The sequence below is a fragment of the Lunatibacter salilacus genome (assembly GCF_009797935.1).
Classification (GTDB): Bacteria; Bacteroidota; Bacteroidia; order Cytophagales; family Cyclobacteriaceae; genus Lunatibacter; species Lunatibacter salilacus.
On sequence record NZ_VOLC01000006.1, the window covers coordinates 94,094 to 117,626 of the forward strand.

General features: G+C 42.5%; 17 protein-coding genes. 10 read left to right on the plus strand and 7 right to left on the minus strand.

What is annotated here, in order from left to right; all coding sequences use genetic code 11:
• Window positions 1-131 precede the first annotated feature (131 nt).
• The gene (locus FQ608_RS09945) at window positions 132-2,012 is read left to right on the plus strand and encodes a CocE/NonD family hydrolase (protein ID WP_158857986.1); all 1,881 of its coding nucleotides are present in this window, start codon (window positions 132-134) and stop codon (window positions 2,010-2,012) included.
• A 44-nt stretch (window positions 2,013-2,056) separates the two neighbouring features.
• Window positions 2,057-4,225: a penicillin acylase family protein gene (locus FQ608_RS09950; RefSeq protein ID WP_158857988.1), complete on the plus strand. Its 2,169-nt coding sequence runs from the start codon at window positions 2,057-2,059 to the stop codon at window positions 4,223-4,225.
• A 105-nt stretch (window positions 4,226-4,330) separates the two neighbouring features.
• Here FQ608_RS09950 and FQ608_RS09955 read toward each other — a convergent pair whose 3' ends face one another.
• From FQ608_RS09955 to FQ608_RS09970, 4 genes are all read right to left on the minus strand, one after another.
• Window positions 4,331-5,659, minus strand: coding sequence for a RagB/SusD family nutrient uptake outer membrane protein (locus FQ608_RS09955; RefSeq protein WP_158857990.1), 1,329 nt, complete (start codon window positions 5,657-5,659; stop codon window positions 4,331-4,333).
• 10 nt (window positions 5,660-5,669) lie between these two features.
• The gene (locus FQ608_RS09960; RefSeq protein ID WP_158857992.1) at window positions 5,670-8,987 is read right to left on the minus strand and encodes a SusC/RagA family TonB-linked outer membrane protein; all 3,318 of its coding nucleotides are present in this window, start codon (window positions 8,985-8,987) and stop codon (window positions 5,670-5,672) included.
• Between the two features lie 82 nt (window positions 8,988-9,069).
• The gene (locus FQ608_RS09965; RefSeq protein ID WP_158857994.1) at window positions 9,070-10,029 is read right to left on the minus strand and encodes a FecR family protein; all 960 of its coding nucleotides are present in this window, start codon (window positions 10,027-10,029) and stop codon (window positions 9,070-9,072) included.
• Window positions 10,030-10,140: 111 nt separating this feature from the next.
• Window positions 10,141-10,722, minus strand: a complete 582-nt coding sequence (locus FQ608_RS09970) for an RNA polymerase sigma-70 factor (protein ID WP_158857996.1) — start codon at window positions 10,720-10,722, stop codon at window positions 10,141-10,143.
• A 215-nt stretch (window positions 10,723-10,937) separates the two neighbouring features.
• On the opposite strand from FQ608_RS09970, the gene FQ608_RS09975 reads away from it, so the two are divergent.
• The 3 genes from FQ608_RS09975 (at window position 10,938) to FQ608_RS09985 (ending at window position 12,685) form a co-directional block, all read left to right on the plus strand.
• Window positions 10,938-11,318 (plus strand): hypothetical protein, encoded by a 381-nt coding sequence (locus FQ608_RS09975; RefSeq protein ID WP_158857998.1) that lies wholly within the window; start codon window positions 10,938-10,940, stop codon window positions 11,316-11,318.
• 85 nt (window positions 11,319-11,403) lie between these two features.
• Window positions 11,404-12,156: a hypothetical protein gene (locus FQ608_RS09980; RefSeq protein WP_158858000.1), complete on the plus strand. Its 753-nt coding sequence runs from the start codon at window positions 11,404-11,406 to the stop codon at window positions 12,154-12,156.
• Between the two features lie 187 nt (window positions 12,157-12,343).
• Window positions 12,344-12,685 (plus strand): hypothetical protein, encoded by a 342-nt coding sequence (locus FQ608_RS09985; RefSeq protein WP_158858237.1) that lies wholly within the window; start codon window positions 12,344-12,346, stop codon window positions 12,683-12,685.
• Here FQ608_RS09985 and FQ608_RS09990 read toward each other — a convergent pair.
• Complete coding sequence (locus FQ608_RS09990) at window positions 12,675-13,598, minus strand: ROK family protein (protein WP_158858002.1); 924 nt, start codon at window positions 13,596-13,598, stop codon at window positions 12,675-12,677. The genes FQ608_RS09985 and FQ608_RS09990 overlap by 11 nt on opposite strands.
• Before the next feature lie 158 nt (window positions 13,599-13,756).
• The gene (locus FQ608_RS09995) at window positions 13,757-14,593 is read right to left on the minus strand and encodes a CvfB family protein (protein ID WP_158858004.1); all 837 of its coding nucleotides are present in this window, start codon (window positions 14,591-14,593) and stop codon (window positions 13,757-13,759) included.
• 233 nt (window positions 14,594-14,826) lie between these two features.
• On the opposite strand from FQ608_RS09995, the gene FQ608_RS10000 reads away from it, so the two are divergent.
• From FQ608_RS10000 to FQ608_RS10015, 4 genes are all read left to right on the plus strand, one after another.
• Window positions 14,827-16,260, plus strand: coding sequence for an alanine/glycine:cation symporter family protein (locus tag FQ608_RS10000; protein ID WP_158858006.1), 1,434 nt, complete (start codon window positions 14,827-14,829; stop codon window positions 16,258-16,260).
• A 395-nt stretch (window positions 16,261-16,655) separates the two neighbouring features.
• Entirely contained in the window at window positions 16,656-17,990 is a 1,335-nt protein-coding gene (locus tag FQ608_RS10005; protein WP_234364155.1) for a DUF4221 family protein, read from the plus strand.
• Window positions 17,991-18,207: 217 nt separating this feature from the next.
• The gene (locus FQ608_RS10010) at window positions 18,208-19,320 is read left to right on the plus strand and encodes a Fic family protein (RefSeq protein ID WP_158858010.1); all 1,113 of its coding nucleotides are present in this window, start codon (window positions 18,208-18,210) and stop codon (window positions 19,318-19,320) included.
• Window positions 19,321-19,495: 175 nt separating this feature from the next.
• Complete coding sequence (locus FQ608_RS10015; RefSeq protein ID WP_158858012.1) at window positions 19,496-20,917, plus strand: aminopeptidase P N-terminal domain-containing protein; 1,422 nt, start codon at window positions 19,496-19,498, stop codon at window positions 20,915-20,917.
• A 132-nt stretch (window positions 20,918-21,049) separates the two neighbouring features.
• On the opposite strand, the gene FQ608_RS10020 is transcribed toward FQ608_RS10015, so the two are convergent.
• Window positions 21,050-21,217, minus strand: a complete 168-nt coding sequence (locus tag FQ608_RS10020; RefSeq protein WP_158858014.1) for an antitoxin Xre/MbcA/ParS toxin-binding domain-containing protein — start codon at window positions 21,215-21,217, stop codon at window positions 21,050-21,052.
• Between FQ608_RS10020 and FQ608_RS10025 the strand changes: the two genes are divergently transcribed.
• Complete coding sequence (locus tag FQ608_RS10025; RefSeq protein ID WP_158858016.1) at window positions 21,212-23,518, plus strand: acyl-CoA dehydrogenase family protein; 2,307 nt, start codon at window positions 21,212-21,214, stop codon at window positions 23,516-23,518. The genes FQ608_RS10020 and FQ608_RS10025 overlap by 6 nt on opposite strands.
• Window positions 23,519-23,533 lie beyond the last annotated feature (15 nt).

Genomic DNA, 23,533 nt, shown 5'->3' on the forward strand with positions numbered 1-23,533 from the left:
GAATTAAAGGCGCATGGTGAATCAATTAATGCTTTTCTTTAATATTCAGGAAATTCCCAACGCTTTTCTTCCTTTATCTGGTGATTAGCTTTATTTTTAGGGGTAATATTTATCACAGATTTGAAAAATTCATGAAAAAAACAAAGATTTACCTTCTTTTTCTACTGCTTGTCCTTGCGGTAAGTGTGCAGGCTCAAGAAGCGACGATTCTTCAACAGCTTGAAGAAATAGCCATAGTAGACCAGAAAGTCATGATGCCCATGAGGGATGGCATTCGATTGGCTACCGATATTTACAGGCCTAAAACAAATACGCCTGTCCCAATTATTTTTTCCAGAACACCCTACAATTTCAACTCCTACCGGGACGGAGAACTGGTGATCCGGACGCTTGAAGCTGCCTACCAGGCCGTAAGCCGGGGGTATGCCTATGTCGTCCAGAATGAACGGGGGAGATTTTTCTCCGAAGGAGAATGGGATATATTGGGAACTCCACTCACTGATGGATATGATGCTTTTACCTGGATGGCGGAGCAATCTTGGAGCAATGGTAAAATAGGCACATTGGGATGCTCCTCCACTGCAGAATGGCAAATGGCAGTAGGAGCCATGGACCACCCCGCACACGCAGCCATGATCCCGCAGGGGTTCGGAGCAGGTGTTGGCCGTGTAGGGGAGTTTTTTGAGCAGGGAAACTGGTACCGGGGAGGTGCAACGCAGATGCTATTCATTGCTTGGCTATACAGTACCCAGCATGATCCAATGGCTCCCAAATTACCCGAGGGTATCGGACAGGAAGACTTGCTTCGCTTACAGCGGTTTTACGACATGGCCCCAAGATATCCGCAGATTGATTGGGCAGAAGGATTGAGTCATCTACCCGTACAGGATATTATAAAAAATGCCAACGGTCCGAAGGGCATTTTTGAAGAAATAGTAACCCGCACCCCCAATGATCCTAAATGGTATGAAGGAGGCTTATATCATGATGACATGGACTTGTCAATTCCCAGTTTCTGGTTTGTCTCTTGGTATGATGTGTCAAGTAGCCCCAATTTGGCCCTTTTTAACCATGTAAGAGAAAACGCAAAAGATCCTGAAATAAGGGACAATCAGTACCTGGTTATTGCCCCTACCCTCCATTGTGCCTTTACTCGGGCTACCGAAAACACCATTGTAGGTGAACGAAGCATGGGAGATGCAAGACTTGACTACGATGAGCTTACCTATGGATGGTTTGACTTTTGGCTGAAGGGTGAAGCGAATGGTATAAAGGAAAAGCTACCACGTGTGAAATACTTTACGATGGGTTCCAACAAATGGCAAACCTCCGATACTTGGCCTCCCGCTAATGTACAAATGACCCCATTCTACCTGGACAGCAAAGGCAATGCAAACAGCCGCTTGGGAGATGGTCAACTGATATCCAAACGACCGGGGAGGGACAATCCGGATACCTTTACTTACGACCCCATGGATCCCGTCACTTCCTACGGAGGAAATGTCTGCTGTACTGGGAATGCCGTGCAGGGTGGAGCCTTTGACCAGCAGGAGATGGAACTCCGGGAGGACATTCTGGTATATACATCAGAGACATTGGATGAAGGTATAGAAGTAAGTGGATTTATTGAATCGACGCTTTACTTGTCTTCAGATGTAAAAGATACTGACCTCACCATAAAATTGATCGACGTTTATCCCGACGGAACAGCATATAATCTGGACGAAACCATTCAGCGTGTCAGATATAGGGACGGGTATGATAAGGAAGTATTTATGGAAGAGGGAAAAGTATATAAAGTTGACTTGACGCCAATGTCTACCAGCAATTACTTCGAGAAAGGCCATAAAATCCGGATCGAAGTATCCAGCTCCAATTTTCCCCGCTTTGACCGAAATTTAAATACTGGCGGCAATAATTTCGATGAAACTGTGGGAAAGGTGGCCAAAAACAACATTCACCATTCCAGAAATTACCCAAGCAGCATTAGTTTGCCTATAGTGAGAAAATAACTCACACTATTTACTCTTTTACAACACTTACCACCACTTTAACCATGAAAACCAAATTATTCCTCTTGGCATTGTTGTTTCTTCCATCTTTGCTTTTTGCCCAGAGCGAACAGCAAAGATGGAAAAAGCATGCCCGTCAAACTGAAATCATCCGGGACCAATGGGGCGTTCCCCATGTTTTTGGGCAGACAGATTCCGACGCCGTTTTTGGAATGATCTATTCCCAATGCGAGGATGACTTCAACCGAGTAGAAATGAACTACATCACCGCTATGGGACGAATGGCTGAAATAATGGGGAAAGAGCAGATCTATACGGATTTGCGCATGAAAATGTATATTGATCCGGATGTTTTACAGGAGGAATTTGAGGGTAGTTCGGATTGGCTTAAGGAATTAATGACGGCATGGGCCGACGGAATTAATTATTTCCTGGCAAAAAATCCCAAAATAAAGCCAAAACTGCTGACCAAATTTGAACCATGGATGGCCCTTGCCTTTAGTGAGGGAAGTATCGGGGGAGATATAGAGTCTATCTCATCTGTTGGATTACGGGCCTTTTATTCCAACAACTTTCAAAGTTTCATACCTTTAGAAGAGTGGGATTTGGAGGAAAACCCCAGCGGGTCAAACGGCTTTGCCATCGCCCCCGAACTCACTGTGAATGGAAACGCACTGCTGTTAATTAATCCGCACACCTCATTTTATTTCCGGCCGGAGGTACATATGGTTAGTCAGGAGGGTTTGAATGCATATGGAGCGGTTACTTGGGGCCAGTTTTTTATTTATCAGGGATTCAATGAGTTCAATGGCTGGATGCATACCTCCACCAGGGCGGACGTGATCGATCATTATGCCCTTACGGTAGAGCAAATTGACGGTACTTACCACTACAAATACGGCAATGAATGGCGACCCTTTATCACAAAGGAAATACCCATGAGATACAAAGATGGTGATGGAATTGGGGAAGAGGTCATTACCGCCTTTTATAGCCACCATGGGCCGGTCATTAGGTCAGAAGGAGATAGATGGATTTCTGTTCGCTTGATGGTTGAGCGCGAAAAGGCTTTAAGCCAATCCTACCTGCGTACCAAAACCAGCAGCCATCAGGAGTTCCGTGACATCATGGAACTTAAAACCAACTCCTCCAACAATACCGTATATGCGGACAAAGATGGAACCATCGCCTATTACCACGGCAACTTTATGCCCATAAGGGATGAATCATTCGATTGGTCAGGGGTGGTAAACGGTGGTGACCCTGCAACAGATTGGAAAGGACTGCACGATTTGGATGAGTTGGTACACGTGATAAATCCCAAGAACGGGTGGGTGCAAAACTGCAACGCAACCCCATTTACCTCTGCAGGTGAGTACAGTCCAGTGCGGGGGAATTATCCTGCATATATGGCACCGGATGCGGAAAGTGCCCGGGGGCTGAATGCCGTTCGGGTTTTACGAAACAAAAGAGGTTTTACTTTAAATAATCTGATAGATACGGCATATGATCCGTACATGATAGCATTCGAACAGCTACTTCCAAAGCTGAAAATTGCCTACGAAAGGATTTCCCAAAACCACCCTCTCAAAAGCCAATTACAAAAACCTGTTGAAACGCTGTTGAATTGGGACCTAAATTTCGGATTAAAATCAATAGGGATGTCGCTGGCACATTTTTGGGGACAGGCTTTGATAAGCAATGCGCGGGGGATTGAAAGACCTGCAGAGGTATACCTTTTTGATTTCTTAGCAGATTTTACTTCAGACCAGATGAAGCTGGAGGCATTGGCCACTGCTGTACAAAAACTGGAGGAAGATTTTGGCTCTTGGGAAACCCCTTGGGGAGAAATAAACCGATTTCAGCGAATCACCGGCGATATTGTTCAGCCTTTTGATGACAACAAACCCAGTATTCCCGTTCCTTTCGCTCCTGCTACTTGGGGTTCGCTGGCCTCCTATGTAGGCAGAAGTCCGGTTGAAACAAAAAAAATATACGGAACTGTCGGCAACAGCTTTGTGGCGGTGGTTGAGTTTGGCGAAAAAGTAAGAGCCAAGAGTAGCTTGGCCGGAGGTCAAAGTGGTGACCCGGCATCTCCACATTTTTATGACCAAGCGCAGCCCTACGCCAATGCAGAGTTTAAAGAAGTGAATTTCTACCGGGAAGACATTCTTAAATTTGCCTTGAAGACCTATAAGCCAGGAATGAAATAATATATCGTCCTTAAAAATACCTCGCAACCAAGTCGCAAAATGCCCAAATAAAAAAGCCACGAAGGAAAGTATTTCTTCGTGGCTTTAATGATGTTATCCTTTATTTTAATATCCAGGATTTTGGGGTGCTAGGTTGGGGTTTCTCAAAATTTCTCCCGCAGGAACCGGCAAAATAGACTTGTTTGGATCAGTAATTCCCATGACGGAGGCTAATCGATCTGTTCTCACCAAATCAAACCATTCGTGGCCTTCATAGCTTAGCTCAAGCCGTCTTTCCTTGTAGAGAGCGGTTCTAAAGTCGTGTATGGTAGCGGGCATTATGGGGGCTAAACCTGCACGACTCCTAATCTCATTAAGCAACTCCACTGCTCCAGCGTTGGGATATTCCAACTCAGCCATAGCTTCTGCCTTGCTTAAGAGTACTTCCGCAAGCCTGAAAAGAATGACGTTGTCGTCCCTTGTGTTCCCTCTAAAGTATTTCTTCATATAATACCTGCCGCTGGCCTCACCGAAAGTCGCTTCCTTTCTAGTATCGCCTTCTTCATAAGTATTGAGGATATCAGGGTTTACCTCTATCACCCAATTTCCCCCCAAAGTGCCAGGAAGGAAATTCGTGGCTATTGCGTTTTGCAATTGGGGGTCATAATTGATCTCCATAATGGATTCCTCGGAATTTTTATTTTCATACAAAGACACATACGGAATCGTCAATTCGCTTCCCTTAGTGGCTATTACCCTGTCTGCATCACTGACTACTTGGGCATATTCTTTTCTGAACAGGTAAATGCGTGTTCCCAATGCAAAAGCGGCATCCCTTGTAGCTCTTGCCTTTGTAGCCAGATTCGAACCAAAAGCGGTTGGCAAGTTGTTTTTGGCGAAATCCAAGTCAGCAAAAATCTGTGTATATACCTCGGCAACCGAGTTTCTGGAAACCTGCAACGAAGGGATATCCGGACTTGTAGTAGGCGTGGTGATCAATGGCACTTGCCCAAAATATCTGACCAAACTAAAATAGGTAAACGCCCTTAAAAACCTCGCCTCAGCGACCACCTCATTGCGTTTTTGCTCAGCCAACCCCGGGATCTGAGGAACTCGTTCAATTACGACATTGGCTCGATTAAGCAAAAGAAAGTGCTGATTCCATAAGGTTTCATACCATGGGTTATCGTCCAGAAAGAGTAAATTATTCATTTGCTCAAACTGCCTATTGAGTGCAGTTCCCAATGTGTTTTTTGTGGGAAGTTCGGGAAATACAACATAGTTCAAACCCAAGTCAGCCAATTGGCGGTAAACACCGATGATGGCAGCGTCCGCATCTGAGGGGCGAACAAACAGTTGTTCGTTGGAAACGGAATCCAATGGTTCCTGATTGATTACATCACATGAGTTCAAAAAGAGAACCATGCAACCAATATATATGAGTTTCTTTTTCATTGCTTTTCGTTTAGAAGGTAAGGTTAAGTCCCATGGTGTATGATCTGGCCTGTGGATAGGAACTAAGATCAAATCCCAGTCTAGAATCGTCTTCGTAGGCGTTGACTTCTGGGTCATAGCCTCTGTATTGGGTGAAGGTAATTAGGTTTTGACCTGCAAAATAAATCCGAAGATTCTGAACTCCCAATCTATTCAACGCATCTCCCTGAAGGTTGTATCCTAGGGAGATATTTTTAAGCCTTAGGAATGACCCGTCCTGAAGGGTCCTGTCCGAAACAGAACCATTTCTGTAGGGGTCTCCCCAAGCTGCCCGGTGCAGGGTCGCTACGTCGCCGGGCTGTCTCCATCTTTCCCTTGCCAAGGTTGAGGAATTAAACCACGTATGTAATCTTCCGTAGGAATACTCCGCCTGATTGAATATTTCGTTTCCATATACAAAATGGAAAAAGATGGACGCATCAAAATTCTTATAAAAGAAGGAGTTGGTCAGACCGCCGATAAACTTTGGCTGGGCACTACCAATAATCTGAACGTCTTCAGTGGTGGAAGCAAAAGGAATGTTGTCATCACCATTTAGGTCATCAAAAATATAATCACCAGTCTCGGTGTTGACTCCCAAAATTTTCCAACCGTAAAAGGTTCCTAGCGGATAGCCTTCTTTAACAATACTTGCATACCCGTTGAAGCCCAGAGGCCGGGGACCTCCCGGAAGGTTCGTCACTCTATTTCTGTTGAAAGCAATATTAAAGTCAGTCGTCCATCTAAATCCTTCCCTGTCAAAATTGACCGTATTCAACAAGATTTCGATTCCTCGGTTTTCCACATTGCCGACATTTTGAAGGGAGCTGACAAACCCCGAAGTTCTAGGTAACAACACTTCCAACAACAAACCGGAGGTTTGTTTTAGGTATGCATCAACAGTTAGATTTACCCTACTTTGAAGAAAATTGAAATCCAATCCGATGTTGGTCTGTTCAGTGGTTTCCCAGCTCAGGTCAGGATTGGCCAGTTGCGTGGGAGCCAATCCACTTAAGCCTATATAATTAAAGCCGCCGGCAGATAAGCCCCTGGAAGTGAAATTTCCAATTTCCTGATTACCTGTCCTACCCCAACTGGCTCTGAGCTTGAGGTCCTCCAGCCAGGATGCTTCCTGTAGAAATTCCTCTTGGCCTATCCGGTAAGAGGCGGAAACGGAAGGAAAGGTACCATACTTATTGTTTTCACTAAATCTCGATGATCCATCTACCCGATAACTTGCCGCAATATTGAATTTGTCCCCATATCCGTAGTTGATCCTACTAAAGTAGGAGACCAAGCCCCAGCTGCTGCCGGTCGAAGTAGAATTTTTAATTGAAGCAGAACCCAAAGTGGGGATGGATTCCAGAGCGAAATTTGAGGCTGACGCAACTGTCCTGCTAAACACAGACTCTTGATTCGAATAACCCAATAAGGCACTGATCCTGTGATCTGGAGTAATTTCTCGGACAAAGTTCAGAGTATTCTCATTGATCCATCCGATATCCTGAGTAAAGCTGTTCGTGCCTGTCCCGTTGGTGGTTCTGCCGACTACAGTCAGATTATTTGGTGGCACGAAATAGACCTCTTCCAAACTTAAATAATCAATTCCCAATGTACTCCGGAAAGTAAGTCCATCAATAATTTCATAATCCACGTAGGTATTTCCTATGACCCGGTTGTTGAATGCCTCATTGGTAATTTGGTCGGCGATCAACAGGGGGTTGTCAATGTTACTGATATAGGGATCATTCGGATTTAAGGACCCGTCTGCCAATCTCGCCGGTACGGCGGGTGATTTCACTATTGCCACTGCTACGATTCCCTGTCTGTCACTGGTGCTTACCCTGTCTGTCTTGGAGCGGTTAAGGCTTAGGCTTACCCCGGCTTTCAACTTATCATTGACATGCTGGTCAAAATTAAACCTGAAATTCCCTCTTTTAAAACCACTTCCAATCACGACCCCTTGTTGATCCAAATAGCTTCCAGACAGGAAATACTGAGAACGCTGCGTTCCTCCTGACAGGGACAATTCATGATTTTGAATGGGTGAGGACCTGAAAATCTCATCCTGCCAGTCAGTCGTTGTCAGTGACGAAGGGTCTGCGATAGGCTCCGGTCTGCCAACGTTTCGGTTGGCCTCATTTATCAATTCACCCCATTCAGGCCCACCCAAAAGGGGTATCCTTTTCGCTACTTCTTGAAATCCGTAATAGGTGTTAAAATTGATCCGGGTTGTTTCCGCACTTCCCCTCTTGGTTGTGATGATGATCACGCCGTTTGACGCCCTTGAACCATAGATCGCAGCTGCCGAGGCATCCTTTAGTACTTCTATAGATGCGATATCGTTTGGACTAATATTTGCCAATGGGTTTTGCTGGACAGATCCGGCCGCAGCACCTGCATAATTTCCTGTATTGATTGGAATTCCATCCACCACATATAGGGGATCATTACCCCCTGTAATGGAACTTGAACCCCGGATCCTCACGGTGGATCTACCTCCCGGAGTACCGGTATTCTGGGTGACATTGACCCCACTTACCCGTCCTTGGAGTAATTGTTCCGGACCGGTAATGGGCAGATCAGCCAACTTCTTGTCCCCTACCGACAGCGAACTTATCGCACTGGTAATATCTTTTTTACTTTGAGTACCATAACCGACCACAACTACCTCTTCCAGGCTTTTACTGTCCAAAGTTAAGGCAACGTTAATGACGGTTTGGTTTCCCACCACCACTTCTTGTACGTTGTATCCAATAAAGGAAAACTGAAGCGTTTCCCCAGGATTGACGGAAATACTGAATTTACCATCAATATCTGTGGAAGTGCCCCTTCCCGTATTTTTCACAACGACACTAGCCCCTGGAAGAGATTCATTGGAGGTGGCATCGGTAACTGTCCCGGTTACCGTCACTTCCTGAGCTTTTTCAATTGTCGGTTGAAGACTTGAAATTGGTTCCCCATTTTTAACGGTAATGGTGGAATCAATTTGCTTGAATCGAAGCGTTGTAAGTTTGGTGATATCCATCAGCATTGACTCCAGATCTGATTCCAACGATCCCAGTTCCACCATTTGCTGAAGATCAATTTTACTTTCGTAGGCAAACGTAAAGGTTGTTTGTCTTTCAATATTTCGGAAAATCCCCCGAAGGTTGTCCGATTCCTTTACCAGGGAAACCCTAGCGTCTTTCATGTTTTGGGCCTCTGCGTCCAAGGCCCAAACCACTCCCGAACCCAAATAAAAGAGGGCTCCTATAACGAGCATTTGCATGGTAATCCTCACAATAAGGACAGGTAATTTTTTTTTCATAATTTTGATCGATTAGTTAGTGATAATTCTTTATGGATTCATCTGATCAGTGAGAGTGGCGCTACTGGCATAGCGTCACTTTTTAGCAGTTTCCATTTTTTACTGTAAGCTGTTTTCCATTTAATTCATAGGTTATTCCTGTTGCATATTTGATTGATTCCAAAATGTCTACTAATTTCATTCTGGGGTAAGTACCAGTGACAATACAGTTTTTATTTATAGCCTCGATTTCCAATGATTCCAAATCATACCACTCACTCAACTCATTCAGCACTTCACGGAGTGGTTTCCGATCGAAAATAATGGTCCCTTCTACCCAGGCAAAAACCAGTTGCGGATCAATCTTGGTGATAGTCCCGAATGTGGCCTCGGTACTGACAACCATCTGATCGTTTCTCTCCAGAGTTTGCCCATAGGTATTGCCTCCAGCTTGCGTTACGTTCACTTTGCCCTCCTTTACGGCTATCACTTGAGGCTTGTCCTTGAAAGCTTGGACCGAAAAAGCTGTTCCCAATACCCTCGTTTCAATATCCTGAGTATGTACAATAAATGGATGTAAGCTATCTTTGGCTACTTCAAAATAAGCTTCCCCTTCTAATCGAACAATCCGGTTTATGGAGAATTTTTTATGTATTTCAATGGTGCTGTGACTATTCAAATAAATTATTGACCCATCAACCAACGTTACCGAACGGCGAATACCTCTACCGTTCTGAACCGTTTCAAACATATTTTCTGCTTCAACTTGACTCACAATATTTTCAGTCAGTTCATTGTTTTGATAATAAAACACCAGAAAAAACACCAAACATGCAGCGGCCATTCCTACCCACACCCGAATTGTAGTATTTGTTCTGGCAAGACCCATTTCCTTCTCCAACCTACTGAAATTTTTTGATGGCAAATCAGGTAACCCCTCCCTTGAAAAGGTTTCCCCATATTGAGCATCATACCATTTATTGAGAAGTAGCCTCTCCTCTTGCGTAAGGGTACCTCTTAGTTCTTTGGCTATAAGGTATTTTATCTTCTGTGGAATTATCATAAGTGTCTCTTATATGTATGTGCAAAAAATGACACCTTACTACCTGAATATTTGAAAAAAAATCATAAAAAAATTAGCTCAAAAGTCAATTAAAACCCAACATATTGTTGATCAGAGATTTAAAATAAGCCAAGCGATCGGGATAAAAGCTGTCATTAGAATAAAATGCTTGAGTTCTGCTCTTAAATAGACCAAGGATTGATGGATTCTATTATGTACTGTCTGTGGAGCAAGATGAAGCTCGGCAGCGATTTCCTTGGTGGAAAGGTGATTATAACGGCTTAATTTAAAAACTACCTTTTGCCGCTCTGGAAGACTATCTACAATTACCTCTATACGATGGTACAATTCCTCAAATTCCAAAATATGGGAACCATTCACTGTATCACCGTCAAATTCCCCATTAGGGTTCAGTTCGCAGACGGTATATTTATGATCCAAAACACGAAAAACCTTATACTTAACTGCCGTAAACAGGTAATTTCTAACAGCATGATGAATGTTCAAAACCTTTCTGTTTTTCCAGATATCCAAAAACACATCCTGTACTAAATCCTCCGCTTCCGATACATCATGGAGCCTTGCATAAGCATGCTTGATCAACACCTCCCAATATTTATCATAAAGCGTCCTAAATGCCTTCATATCATCCAAAGCAATTAATCTTAACAAGTTTTTATCGGAATCCTGCATTTCGGTAGTTATTAATACGGCAATAAATCTAGGACCTTAATTTTGTCAAACAGTCGAAAATTCAATTAATAAATTATTAATAATTCAATGGCTTCAAAAGTTAGTAATTTATTGCGCTGATTTTCTATTGTGTCTAAAATATTTTATGAAATACTAACGGATATCCAGCTATTTACTGAAATTAAAACAAATACAAATTTGATAATTCATATCTAATGACAAACAGTCCGTGGAAGGGATCCTTTTACATCACTAAAAATCATTTTGACCCCGATGACCGTATTGGGTATCAGCCTGCAAGTCAGTGGGGAAACTATAACGGTGCCATCGTACAACATCTCTCCGAAGTGTGGCATAACCGAAAATCAGAAATACCGGAATTACCCGCTCCTGCTGAAATTGGCGGCTATGCGTTGGAAACTGACACGGAATTTGGTTCCTTCTTTGCCAACGCCCTAGGGATGCAGGTTGTTGCCAATCTGGGTGGAGCAAGTGTACCCAAATACGGGTTTAGTTGGACTCCGTTGGGAGTGATCCGATTCAGCAAGGTAGGATGGGATGCCCGATTGCAGGCGGAATACATGATTTGGTGGTAGGGAAAGAAGTTGACTTAAAAACACCAAATGGTGAAGGCTTGGATAAATACAGACGGTTACGTGGAGTGACTTCGGACCTGAATGGATGGAACGCGGCCGCTGGGTGCGGATTGCGGATTTGGCTACTAATTACCAAGCTGTCCCGGAAGTAAAATTTGTGCATCCACTTCTAGTGAAACTCACACTTCACTATACCTATGTTATAGGTCGGGGTGGCCCAAACTTTTCCCAGGAATTCACCATCACACCAGATGCGGTAGTAACACGAATGCTTGCCCTCCATAAAACCGACCACGGCGTCACAGTACCCCTTTTGGAAAATGATGGTAGGGAATTGCTGCTCACATTTTCGGATAAAATAGCTGGAACAGCCTATCAGTATGGTACAGATGAACAGTATTTTATTTCATTAAACAATCAGGTGACGATCCATCGGGATGCTCCGTCCATCCAAAGTACCTATGGATGGTTGAAACCGGTCAGGTTTGAATCAAAAGAAAAATCGACCGATATTTTGGTAGACCCAAAAAAACAGGGTGAGCCAACCGCAGAGGAAGTCTTGAAATCATTTGAATGGACTCAAGATGGGTTTAGTTCAATTTTGGGGCAAGTGTCCGGAAGCACCTACTTAGGTTTAACATCTGGCGGTGGTGAAAGTAATAGTATGGATCTTAACGGAGATGGGAACAAAAATGCTTTTTTTGACAGAAAATGTCAGTTTATTTTTCAACTGCACAAGGGCCAGCCAACTGCAGTGGAGGCTAATCGGGAGATGATCTTAAACCTAAACGGAATGGAATATACTTTGGCCCCTTTTGAACCAATTTATCTGGATTGACAGTTAAAACAATGGGGTTAGAAATATCTCAATTTGAAACAAAGATATAAAATCCAAGTTTCCTGTTTTAGATTAAATTCGCACTATAAAAAAATTATTCATTTACTATCAACACATGCTTTTTAAAACAAAACTTACCTTTTCGCAACCCGTTGGCATAATTCTTTATTTTATATGTCTTTATGGAATGATAACCGGATGCACAGGACCTTTAGATGTGGGAAGTATTGATTTGGAAAACTGGAAAAATGACCGATATGGCTGCAAAGGTCTGCGGATACAGGATGTGGAAGAAATCCGAAAAATTAAAAACACTTTTTTGACTAAAAACAACCAAGAACTTATCAAGACTTTTGGTAGGCCGGATCGCGTAGAACTCGCAAGTAAAAGTCAAAGCTTCTTCATTTACTTTTTGGAGCCTTCTGATAACTGCGACCCGAAACCGGAAAAAGAACCCCTCAAGGTTCTTTTCCGTCTCAATGCAATCAATAAAGTAAGCGAGGTAACCGTCACAAACCTCAATCCATAAAACAAAGTGCGGCAGCACCGAGGGTTCCAGCGTTGTTTTCCAGCGTGGCCCTTTTAAGTGAAAAACTTTCAGTGTAGTACGGCGTAAGATTGGTTTTCACCATTTTCTCCAGGGAAGGAAGGATATGGGGAAGACCAGCGGATATTCCCCCGCCAAAATACACCTCATTCACATCAAGAATCCTTACAGTGGATACAATGGCTTCTCCCAATATTTCCCCAACCTCTTTAAACACCTCCAAAGAAACTTTATTACCTTCATTTGCTGTGCGTACCAACAGATGCATCCCTAATTCTTCCGTCCCCAAACCTCCCACCTCATCAGGAAATTCAGCCATCTTCTTCTTCATGATAGTAATGATTCCTTTTCGGCCAATCAAAACCTCCAAGCGGATGTTGTTTCGGGAAAGCATATGGCCCATTTCCATGGCGTTTCCCCGGACACCTTTAAAAACTTCTCCGTCCATGATCAACGCACTTCCAATGCCCGTACCTAGCGTGATAAACAGGAAATTACCAGATGTCTTTTCATGGCCGAAATGAAATTCTCCCACAGCTGCGGCATTGGCGTCATTCTCCAAATGGAAAACAATTGAAGGATACTGTTCCTTTAGTCTATGCCCCAATTCAAATCCATTGAGTTCTGAAATTGCTGGTATTTCCAGCGTAGTATTTCGGTCTTTGCTTATCAAACCCGGTATACCTATTCCCACATGGGAGACTTGTGTATACTTTTGAAGATACTTTCCAACTACCTTTACAAAAGCCTCATTAAATCCTTCTGGCTCCAATTTCATAAGGCTGGTATCCTCTTTGTGAAACTCCACAATTTCACCATCTGACTTCACGAGGCCTATTTTCACATAGGTACCACCCACGTCTATTCCCAAAAAATACTTTTCCTGTATATCCATAATTTAGGTGCTTCTTTAAATGATTCGCTAAAATACTAAAGACTTTAAATTAATGAATGATTTCATGTGGTTATAATTTGTTTTTCATTGGTCACATGGAATCTCGCAATGATAATCATCCCAGGATGTGACGGGTACGTTATGCTCGATTTCGGGAGTTAATCTTCTCCAACTAAATCAATCCCCGTATCCTTGATAAGGATCAGATTTTTACGGTAAAGTTGGCCGATGGCCTGCTTAAAATGCTTCTTGCTCATTCCCAGTTCCTTCTTAATGGCTTCCGGATCGGATTTGTCATGCAGCGGAAGGAAACCTGTTTTTTTCAACCTTTCCAAAATCAGTTCGGCACCTTCTTCAAATTTTTGGCGACCTATCGGGGTAAGCTGTAAATCCAGTTTACCGTCTTCTCTTATTTTCTTTACGAAAGCCCTAACCGTGTCTCCAATAGCTATGGGTTGAAACACTTCGTTCTTGTATATCAACCCCTCAAAACTATTTTCCATCAACGCCTTAAATCCCAAATCCGTCCGGTCAAAAACAAGTGCCTGAACCTCCTGCCCTTCTTCAAATCCTCGGGTATCATTTATTAGAAAGTCCTCGTATTTACTTACACCAATAAGCCGGTTAGTTTGATGGTCCAAGCAAACCCTGATTAGGTATTTCTTGCCAACCTCCATGGGACGGTGCATTTCTGATTTAGGCACAAACAGGTCTTTAATCATCCCCCAATCCACAAAAGCCCCAAAAGGAGTCACATCTTTGACTTCCAAAACAGCAAATTCATCAAGCAGAGCTTTAGGTTTATCCGTGACAGCGACCGGTCTATCCTCACTGTCGGTGTAAATAAACACATCAAGTTCATCTCCCTCCTTTTCTTCCCCGGTTAGATATCTCTTAGGAAGCAGAACCTCCCCGTTATCGCTTAGCAGCACATAAGCACCATTGTCGGTAAATCGTTGTATAGGCAATCGGGAAACTAGTCCTAGTTCTTGCATGGATCTCTTTTTTCAAAAATTAAAGAACAAAGGTACAAAAAATCAAGCAGGAAAGTAGACCGCTCCGACCTGTATAATCAGGAATCTCCTTCAAATATTATTCATCCATATTACGGACATACTAATCGAAAAAAGAGATTCATAGATTAAAATTAAGGTATATCTATTCATTTTCACGATTTTGTTATTACTTGCGGCTTCAAATTTCAAGCTGAAAACCGAAACCACCTCGAATGGAAAATATTATTTACACCATCAATGATATTGTCTGGAGTAACGCACTAATTATCCTTTGTCTTGGAGCGGGAATCTACTTTTCTATAGTTACGCGGTTTTTACAACTAACCTATTTTCGGGAAATGATCCGGCTGCTTTTTGATGGTAAATCATCAGAAAGGGGAGTCAGTTCTTTTCAAGCATTTGCGATCGCGATTTCAGGACGGGTAGGTACTGGGAATATTGCCGGAGTAGCTACGGCTATTGCCATGGGAGGTCCCGGTGCAATATTTTGGATGTGGGTAATTGCTTTTTTGGGATCTGCCTCGGCGTTTATAGAAGCTACTTTAGGCCAGATATTCAAACAAATCAAAGGTGGACAATACCGTGGTGGTCCCGCATTTTATATTGAAAAAGGACTCGGTATTAAGTGGTATGCTATGCTGTTTGCCTTTGCCACAATCCTGAGTACTGCCTTCTTTCTTCCCGGTGTCCAAAGCAATAGCATTGCGCTCAGTGTTAATAATGCGTTTAATATTCCGGTAGAAATCACAGGGGGAATTATTTGTCTGTTCTTGGCATTAATAATTTTTGGTGGAGTTAAACGAATAGGAAAGGTTGCGGAAATTGTAGTGCCCTTCATGGCTGCCGCTTATATTTTAATGGCACTGATAATTATCGGTTTAAACATAACATCTGTACCTGGGGTCATAAAGCTAATCATCAGCTCGGCGTTCAACTTAGAGTCAACTTTTGCAGGTGTTTTTGGAATGGCGATTGCCTGGGGAATAAAGCGGGGAATCTACAGTAACGAGGCCGGGCAGGGAACCGCACCACATGCGGCAGCAGCAGCCGAAGTTAGTCATCCTGTTAAACAAGGTTTGGTTCAGGCATTCTCGGTATACATCGATACCTTGTTTATATGTACCGCTACTGCATTTATGATTTTATTTACAGGCCAATACAATGTGATCAATCCTGAAGGCGGCTTTATCGTTGAAAATTTACCTGGGGTTTCTATTGGGCCTGAATTTACCCAAAGCGCCATAAGCGTACATTTCCCGTTGATTGGACCCGGATTTGTGGCTATTGCGTTGGTTTTTTTCGCATTTACCACCATTATGGCCTATTATTATATTGCTGAAACCAACCTGAGCTATCTGCAAAAGGATGGCAAACAAAAATGGCCAATTATGGCTCTTCGAGTTTTGATCCTAATTGCTACATTCTACGGTACCATCCGAACGGCAGAACTGGCTTGGACACTAGGTGATATCGGGGTTGGGATTATGGCTTGGCTGAATATCGTTGCCATCATACTCCTTCGCAAGCCAGCCATGGCGGCGTTGAAGGACTATCAGGAACAAAAAAAGAAAGGGCTGGACCCAAGCTTCAACTCGGACACGCTAGATATCGATCATACTGAGAACTGGGATAAAATTGATGACTAAAAACGGTAGTTGCCTGTCGGACCGAGACGGAAGACGGGAGGCGGAGGGACTGAGTCCATCAACCTATCAACTTATCAACCTATTTGTAGACTGAGAGACGGGAGACAGAAGTCCGAAGACGGGAGACGGAAGAGATGCGAGACTTAGGGACCGAGTCCATAAACCTATCAACCTATCGACCCATCAACTTAATTGTCGACGGAGCACGGGAGACAGGGGATTAGAGTTTTTTATTTCGATAACGTCTTTTAACATGCTATTTTTTAGATTTTCCATTAAGTCCCGTACTTTTCGGCCTAATTTAGAAATTCGTGAAAAACATGCTTCTGCTACTTTCTATCAGTGTTATTTTTTCCTGCGGCCCTAATTCCGAAAAAGGATCTAATTTATTGGAAATGTCAATTTCGATAGATACTGTAATAATTGATTCCCAAAATGAGATTTTAGACTTAAAATCCGGTCTTTTTATCTCTGATTTTTCTGAAAACAAAAGATACCTCTACAATTTCAATTCCATCAATCACAGCATTGAAAAGATAGACTTGGACAATTTGGAATTTGTTGATAGATATTATTTTGAAAAAGAGGGTCCAAACGGTGTAGGAGAACAAGTTGGGCAGATTCAGTATTTGCAACAGGAGATGTTCTATCTTACAAACGGCATTTTCAATTTGGATGGCCAAAAAATTTCAGATCTGAACTTTAATCATGTCGAGTTATCGGGAGATACCTTGACCTTTCAACAGCCGTTAAATTACGCCTTCCTGTTGGAGAAAAGTCCAAACAGAATTTTGGGAGCTTTTCCCTCCTTAGAAACCATTGATTTGAATAAACTGGAATTGATTAGTATACAGTCATTTGACAAAGAAGGTCCAAATGGCGTAGGCAATAAAGGCAGAGGGGGTATAGTCCATCTTGGAGATGACAGAATCCTCTTTAAAGGTTGGCCATCTCCAGATATTTTCACGACCAGAGGTGAAAAGTTACCTGATTTAGGGAACCTTTATGGTATTAAAACGAATCTTACTGAAGATGGAAAAGACTTTTTGTATGAGGCAGTTGACCCCGAGGAACCGCAACTGGTATTTGGAATCATTAATGAATTCCCCGGTAAAACCTTTGAATATGGAAGGATTGATGTTTCGGACAGTACCCTAAAAACCTACCCATTGCCGACTTGGAAAAACCTTGATGAGTTTACCATTACTTATGATGACGGCAAAACATACGATATTCTTGGCCCTTATATTTATGTGGCAAACGTCAACCATAATATCATAGTAAGTTCGAATATTTCAAGTGAATTATATGTCTATAAACCCAATTCGGACAGCCTCCATCATTTTACGTATTCCTACAAACTGACCAAATCTGAGAAAACGGGGAGCTATCCAACCGAAATCTCCGATCCCAAAGAATTCCATAATATTTTTAAAAGTATCTATGGTGATGTCTCCTTTCTCCCTCCTATTTGGGATCCAGATCAGCAACAGTATTACCGAATACATTATGAAACACTATTTGAAGATGACGTTTCAGGTATGTATCCCAAGGGAATTGGGGCAAAAGTCTATATAACCGTCTACGATAAAGATTTTCAACTGAAAGCAGAAGGACAGTTGCCTGAATTTCAAGAATCCCCCAGATTCCACTTCGCAAAAGATGGGAAAATCTGGATTTTTCAGAACATTGATGACGAGATGGGTTTTATCCGATTCTCTATGCAATGACCTATCGATTTGTTATTGTTCAATCTGTTAGTAGTCTCACATCAAAATTTCGTATTTTTAATGTCAGTAACCTAAACTGACATTGAATTTAAGGTCAGTTCATAGTACTCACATTAAATTTTCATTTTTTTAAGGTCATATAACTTGTTTGGTATTAAATTTAATGTCACATTTGTGACCTGACATTAAAATAACAAAAATTTAAGGTCAAATTAGGATGTATCTTATCAATCCAGACAGGAACAAACCGTGGAACAATCTTCCAGAGCTCCCTATTGAAGCGAAATATTATAGGGAGTTGGATATATTCGAGCAATTGGGCGAGGCAAAGGCTTCCATTGCCAGATTGCAAGGTAGAAGTGCCGCGATACCCAATCAGGGTATGCTGATCAATACGATTAGTTTGCAGGAGGCGAAGGCTTCCTCCGAGATTGAAAATATCTTCACTACCGATGACGAGCTTTATAAAGCCTTTAGTGATGAAACCATCAAACAGGGACCTGCCAAAGAAATTCTACATTATCGGGAATCCCTGTGGAAGGGGCATCAATACCTGGAAGCAAATCAGCAATTTGATATCCCCTATTTCGAATTGATCTATCAAACCATTACTGGTATGAGTGACGGCATCAGAAAACCTTTTGCCCATACCTATATCCGTCAGGGAGGTTCGGGACCGAATGCGGGAAAAGCAGTCTACACACCTCCACGGGGCTCGGGAGTGGTAGAAGCCAAGATGGAAAACCTCATTCAATTTATGAATGATGACATAACATACGCCATAGACCCAATTTTGAAAATGGCCATGGGCCACCTTCAATTTGAAGCCATTCATCCATTCCGGGATGGAAATGGCAGGACAGGGAGATTGTTCAACATCCATTTTCTCACGCAAAAGGGGCTATTGGATTTGCCAATTTTGTTTTTGAGTAAATTTATTCTGGATCAAAAGGAGGATTATTATGCCTGCTTGGCCGGTGTCACGCAACGGGGGGCCTGGAAGGATTGGTTAATTTTTATGATCAAGGCTGTAGAAAATACCTCCACCGATACCTACAATAAGATTAATGATATATTGGCAACAAAGGATGGTATCCTGCATGTTTTGGAAAAAGAAACCAGCATTAGCCGTCCAGAGTCCTTGGTAGAGGCAATTTTCACCCAACCCTACACCAAAGTCAAGCACCTGACCGACAAAAAAGTCTATGCGGAAAATACAGCCCGCCAATACCTCAACCAACTGGCAGAAATGGGGATCGTAGAACGCCGGGAAATCAGCGGGGGGCATTACTACATGAACCTTGAACTGTATCGAATTTTGGGTCAATAATTCTGCAAAGCAAATAAAACTGAATTTTTATCTTACTTTCAAGTACTTATGAACAAAATTGATCTATAACAAACGCATGTTGTTTTGATTGGGCTAACATACAATTTGATTCGGGATATTTGACCACATAGCAGGAAATTGTATATTTCCACTCCAATTACACATCTTATCTACTATGAAACCAGCTCATCGAAACCAATATATACTATTAAGCTTTATCATTTTACTCTTTTCCCTTGACGTTCAGGCCCAATCCTACTTTTCTGACGGTCTTAGTCCAGAGTTTCATAAAGAGAGAAGGCAGGCATTTCGAGACCTTTTACCGCAAAACGGCGTCGCCGTTATTTTTAACAATCCCGTCAAAAACAGATCTAATGATACGGAATTCAGTTACAGGCCAAATTCTGATTTCTACTACCTGACTGGATTCAGAGAGCCTAATTCGGCTTTAATCATTTTCAAAAACCCACAAACCATTGATGGTGCAAACGTAGACGAAATTATATATGTACAGCCTCGGGATGCAAAAAGAGAACAGTGGGATGGAGTACGGTTGGGGGTTGAAGGAGTGAAAGAAAAACTGGGATTTGAACATGCCTATATCCATTCAGAGTTCATGAACTCCCCACAGATTGATTGGAACAACATGGGGTCAACATTATCCTTTGATATGGGGACGATAGAAGGAGGAAACCACAATTCACCTTTGAATGATATGGTTTCAAAATTAAAGGAAATGGGACTTTCATCAGAAGTGCCGAGTAACACCGCGCTGAACCAAATTATGTCCAAGTTACGGGTAGTGAAGACTCCTGAGGAATTGGTAATCTTGGAAAAAGCCATTGTAATTTCCGGAAAGGGGCATATTGAATCATTTAAATCGATAAAACCGGGGGTATCAGAAAGAGCTATTCAGGGAGTTCATGAGTTTGTACACAAGTCCATGGGAGCTGAGGATGTAGGATACGGGTCAATCGTCGGTTCAGGGAACAACTCAACCATTTTACATTATGTCGAGAATAACGTTGTTGATTTGAAGGATGGATTGATTTTGATGGATATTGGTGCAGAGTATAGGGGTTATTCGGGTGATATTACGAGGACAGTTCCCGTGAAGGGCGTTTTTTCACCTGAAGAAAAAGCCATTTATGAGATTGTGCTGGAGTCTTTGGAAGCAGGAATTGCTGCTTGTAAAGCGGGATCCGATTACCAAGATGTGGATTATGCGTCTAGAAAGATAATTGATGAAGGATTGGTGAAATTAGGGTTAGTTCAGCCGGGAGAAAGCCATCCTTACTTCCCCCACGGCGTTGGTCACCATTTAGGTCTGGATGTACATGACCGGGGAGGGAGAGTGATTTTCGAACCGGGGATGGTTCTGACTGTAGAACCTGGGATATACATTCCTGAGGGAAGCAATGTGGATCCCAAATGGTGGAAAATTGGCATCAGAATAGAAGACAATATAATGATAACTGCGGATGGACATAAAAATTTAAGTGCCTTTGTTCCCAAAACGGTGGAGGATATAGAACGGATTATGCAAGAGGAAGGAGTACTACAACAGTTGGAATTGTCTGGAGTCGGAATGGATTAGAGCGTCATTCTATATCTTTCTGGAATTTTATCCTTCATAGAACCTATACCCAAAAATCCATTAAACAACGGATTTTTTTCATTACCGGTCAAACATCCGGATAGGGTTCCTCTAAATTGTTATACTCATTTTCTAGACGAAAATCCTAAAATCGATTCTGATCAATTCGCTTATTACCAAATATTTTCCTTTTGAATCTTTTAAAAGGTCAATCGGTTTTTGGTTTTCGAGAGAAATGTTCGACGTATTTAGCCATAATTTAGTAACTTGTCCTGACAAAATAAATCCATAATCATGCAAACCTCCATCATTCCGTTACAATTAAATGAAAGAAATTATTTTTTCCTTCCCATTCTATACATAGTCTGGTCCGATACGCTGTTGGGGGATCGGGAACGGAAAATATTTCACCAGTTTGTGGACAGGATAAGCTGGCTGGACGATGCCGATAAGGAAAATTTGTTGGAAAGAATCGCCTCTAATAATCCCCCACAACGGGATGAAATAGAACAGTGGCACCAAATAATCCATGCTACGGCTTCGGATATTAAAGAACCGGAACGTCTTTCTGTATTGGGAATAACTCTTGCCAAAGATCAAACTGGGCTAAACATTTCTGCGGAGGAGAAGGATCAAATTCAAAAGGACTTGGAAGTGCTGGAACAGGATTTGGGAATTATTGGCAAATCTGCCATTTATTTGTTTAAGAAAGTACACCCCACCATTACCACCACACATCAGACTGCTGTAGATTTCGATATACAAGAACTAACAGCCTATCTAGACGGAAATCAAGCAGCTACCATCAAAAAGGTAAAAGACCTTCTGCAGCGGCCCGAATTCGACTATGTAGATCCGGGAAATTTAAAAAACTACCGTAACCAAGTGCTTGCCTGGTGCCAACTAATTGCCGATGCCGGTTTTGGTTCTATTGCATACCCCGAGGAAAATGGAGGTAAAGGCGATATGGAGGCATACTTTACGGTAATGGAGACGCTGAGTTACCACGACCTAAGCATGGTCATAAAGTTTGGTGTTCAGTTTGGTCTTTGGGGCATGAGCATTTTATCACTGGGAACCGGATCCCACCACGCCAAATATTTGCCAAAAATCGGAACACTTGAATTGCCGGGCTGCTTTGCCATGACTGAAACCAATCATGGGTCCAACGTAAAAGGGATTGAAACCATGGCATCCTATCAAGCTGTTGATAAAACCTTTATAATTCATACCCCCCACTCCCTCGCAAGAAAGGAATATATCGGAAATGCGGCCATGCATGGCAAAATGGCAACAGTTTTTGCAAAATTGGTTTTAAATGACAAAGATTATGGAGTATGTGCCTTTGTAGTACCGCTGAGAGATGATGAGGGAAATACGCTTCCGGGAATTACGATAACAGATTGCGGTAGAAAAATGGGCCTTAATGGCGTAGACAATGGGCTGATAGCTTTTGATCACGTGGTCATTCCCAAAGAAAACATGCTCAATCGGTTTTCGGATGTCACGGAAGAGGGGAAATTTGAAACGCCAATCGCCAGTGACAATAAACGGTTTTTCACCATGCTGGGCACATTGGTTGGAGGAAGAATTGGCATTCCGCGTTCTGCACTTTCAGCTTGTAAGAGTGGACTCACAATTGCCATCCGCTATGGGGATACACGTCGTCAATTTGGTCCTGAGGGAGGTGAGGAAGTTCCAATTCTTAATTACCGCATGCATCAGCGTAGACTTATGCCCTTATTGGCAAAAACCTACGCCGGACATTTTGCCATGCAATACATGACAAACCGGTTTATGAACCGAAAGGAAGAAGAAATGCAGGAAATAGAAGCATTGGCGGCCGGACTAAAAGCAACTCTTACCTGGCACACCACTGCATCTCTCCAAGAGTGCCGGGAAGCCTGCGGAGGTAAGGGTTATCTTTCGGAAAACCGGATAGATGCGTTAAAAAACGATACCGATGTTTATACCACTTTTGAGGGGGATAATACAGTGCTTATGCAATTGGTAGCAAAGACCAGATTGGGAGCTTACAGAGCACAGTTCGAAAATATGAACTTGGTTACTATCTTCAATTATGTAGCGTCAAGGACAAAAACATCTATTACTGAAAAAAACCCACTAATCGTACGAAATGTCGATGAGGGTCATTTGCTAGACTCTTCTTTTCATCTGAGCGCGCTAGAATATAGAGAAAAAGATCTGGTGGACTCTGCGGCAAAGCGAATCAAACGGCTAATTGATGAAGGCATGGACCCCTTTGATGCATTTAATGTGTGTCAGCATCATCTTGTTTCAGTTGGTAAAGCTTATATAGACCGGATTATGCTGGAGCAGTTTGTCTTTGCGGTTCAGGCTTCGGAGGGAAAATCCTTTTCCAAGGTGCTAAAGAAACTCTGTGACCTGTACGCCCTATCCAATATAGAAGAAAACAAAGGCTGGTACTTGGAACAGGGATATCTGGAAGGAGTCAAGACAAAAGGTATCCGAAAAATGGTCAATCAGCTATGTTGGGAAATCAGAAAAGACGCTGTACCTTTAGTTTCGGCTTTTGACATTCCGGACTCCTGCCTTTCGGCCCCAATAGCCTTTACCTAAATCATCGTATTTTTA

Coding starts and splice junctions, on each gene's coding strand:
- FQ608_RS09965 (WP_158857994.1), bottom strand. CDS start 10,029: ATGATAATTCCACAGAAGATAAAATACCTTATAGCCAAAGAACTAAGA.
- FQ608_RS10000 (WP_158858006.1), top strand. CDS start 14,827: ATGGAAAATATTATTTACACCATCAATGATATTGTCTGGAGTAACGCA.
- FQ608_RS09985 (WP_158858237.1), top strand. CDS start 12,344: ATGATAACCGGATGCACAGGACCTTTAGATGTGGGAAGTATTGATTTG.
- FQ608_RS09950 (WP_158857988.1), top strand. CDS start 2,057: ATGAAAACCAAATTATTCCTCTTGGCATTGTTGTTTCTTCCATCTTTG.
- FQ608_RS09990 (WP_158858002.1), bottom strand. CDS start 13,598: ATGGATATACAGGAAAAGTATTTTTTGGGAATAGACGTGGGTGGTACC.
- FQ608_RS09975 (WP_158857998.1), top strand. CDS start 10,938: ATGACAAACAGTCCGTGGAAGGGATCCTTTTACATCACTAAAAATCAT.
- FQ608_RS10005 (WP_234364155.1), top strand. CDS start 16,656: ATGTCAATTTCGATAGATACTGTAATAATTGATTCCCAAAATGAGATT.
- FQ608_RS09970 (WP_158857996.1), bottom strand. CDS start 10,722: ATGCAGGATTCCGATAAAAACTTGTTAAGATTAATTGCTTTGGATGAT.
- FQ608_RS09960 (WP_158857992.1), bottom strand. CDS start 8,987: ATGAAAAAAAAATTACCTGTCCTTATTGTGAGGATTACCATGCAAATG.
- FQ608_RS10015 (WP_158858012.1), top strand. CDS start 19,496: ATGAAACCAGCTCATCGAAACCAATATATACTATTAAGCTTTATCATT.
- FQ608_RS09995 (WP_158858004.1), bottom strand. CDS start 14,593: ATGCAAGAACTAGGACTAGTTTCCCGATTGCCTATACAACGATTTACC.
- FQ608_RS09980 (WP_158858000.1), top strand. CDS start 11,404: ATGGAACGCGGCCGCTGGGTGCGGATTGCGGATTTGGCTACTAATTAC.
- FQ608_RS10025 (WP_158858016.1), top strand. CDS start 21,212: ATGCAAACCTCCATCATTCCGTTACAATTAAATGAAAGAAATTATTTT.
- FQ608_RS10010 (WP_158858010.1), top strand. CDS start 18,208: ATGTATCTTATCAATCCAGACAGGAACAAACCGTGGAACAATCTTCCA.
- FQ608_RS09945 (WP_158857986.1), top strand. CDS start 132: ATGAAAAAAACAAAGATTTACCTTCTTTTTCTACTGCTTGTCCTTGCG.
- FQ608_RS09955 (WP_158857990.1), bottom strand. CDS start 5,659: ATGAAAAAGAAACTCATATATATTGGTTGCATGGTTCTCTTTTTGAAC.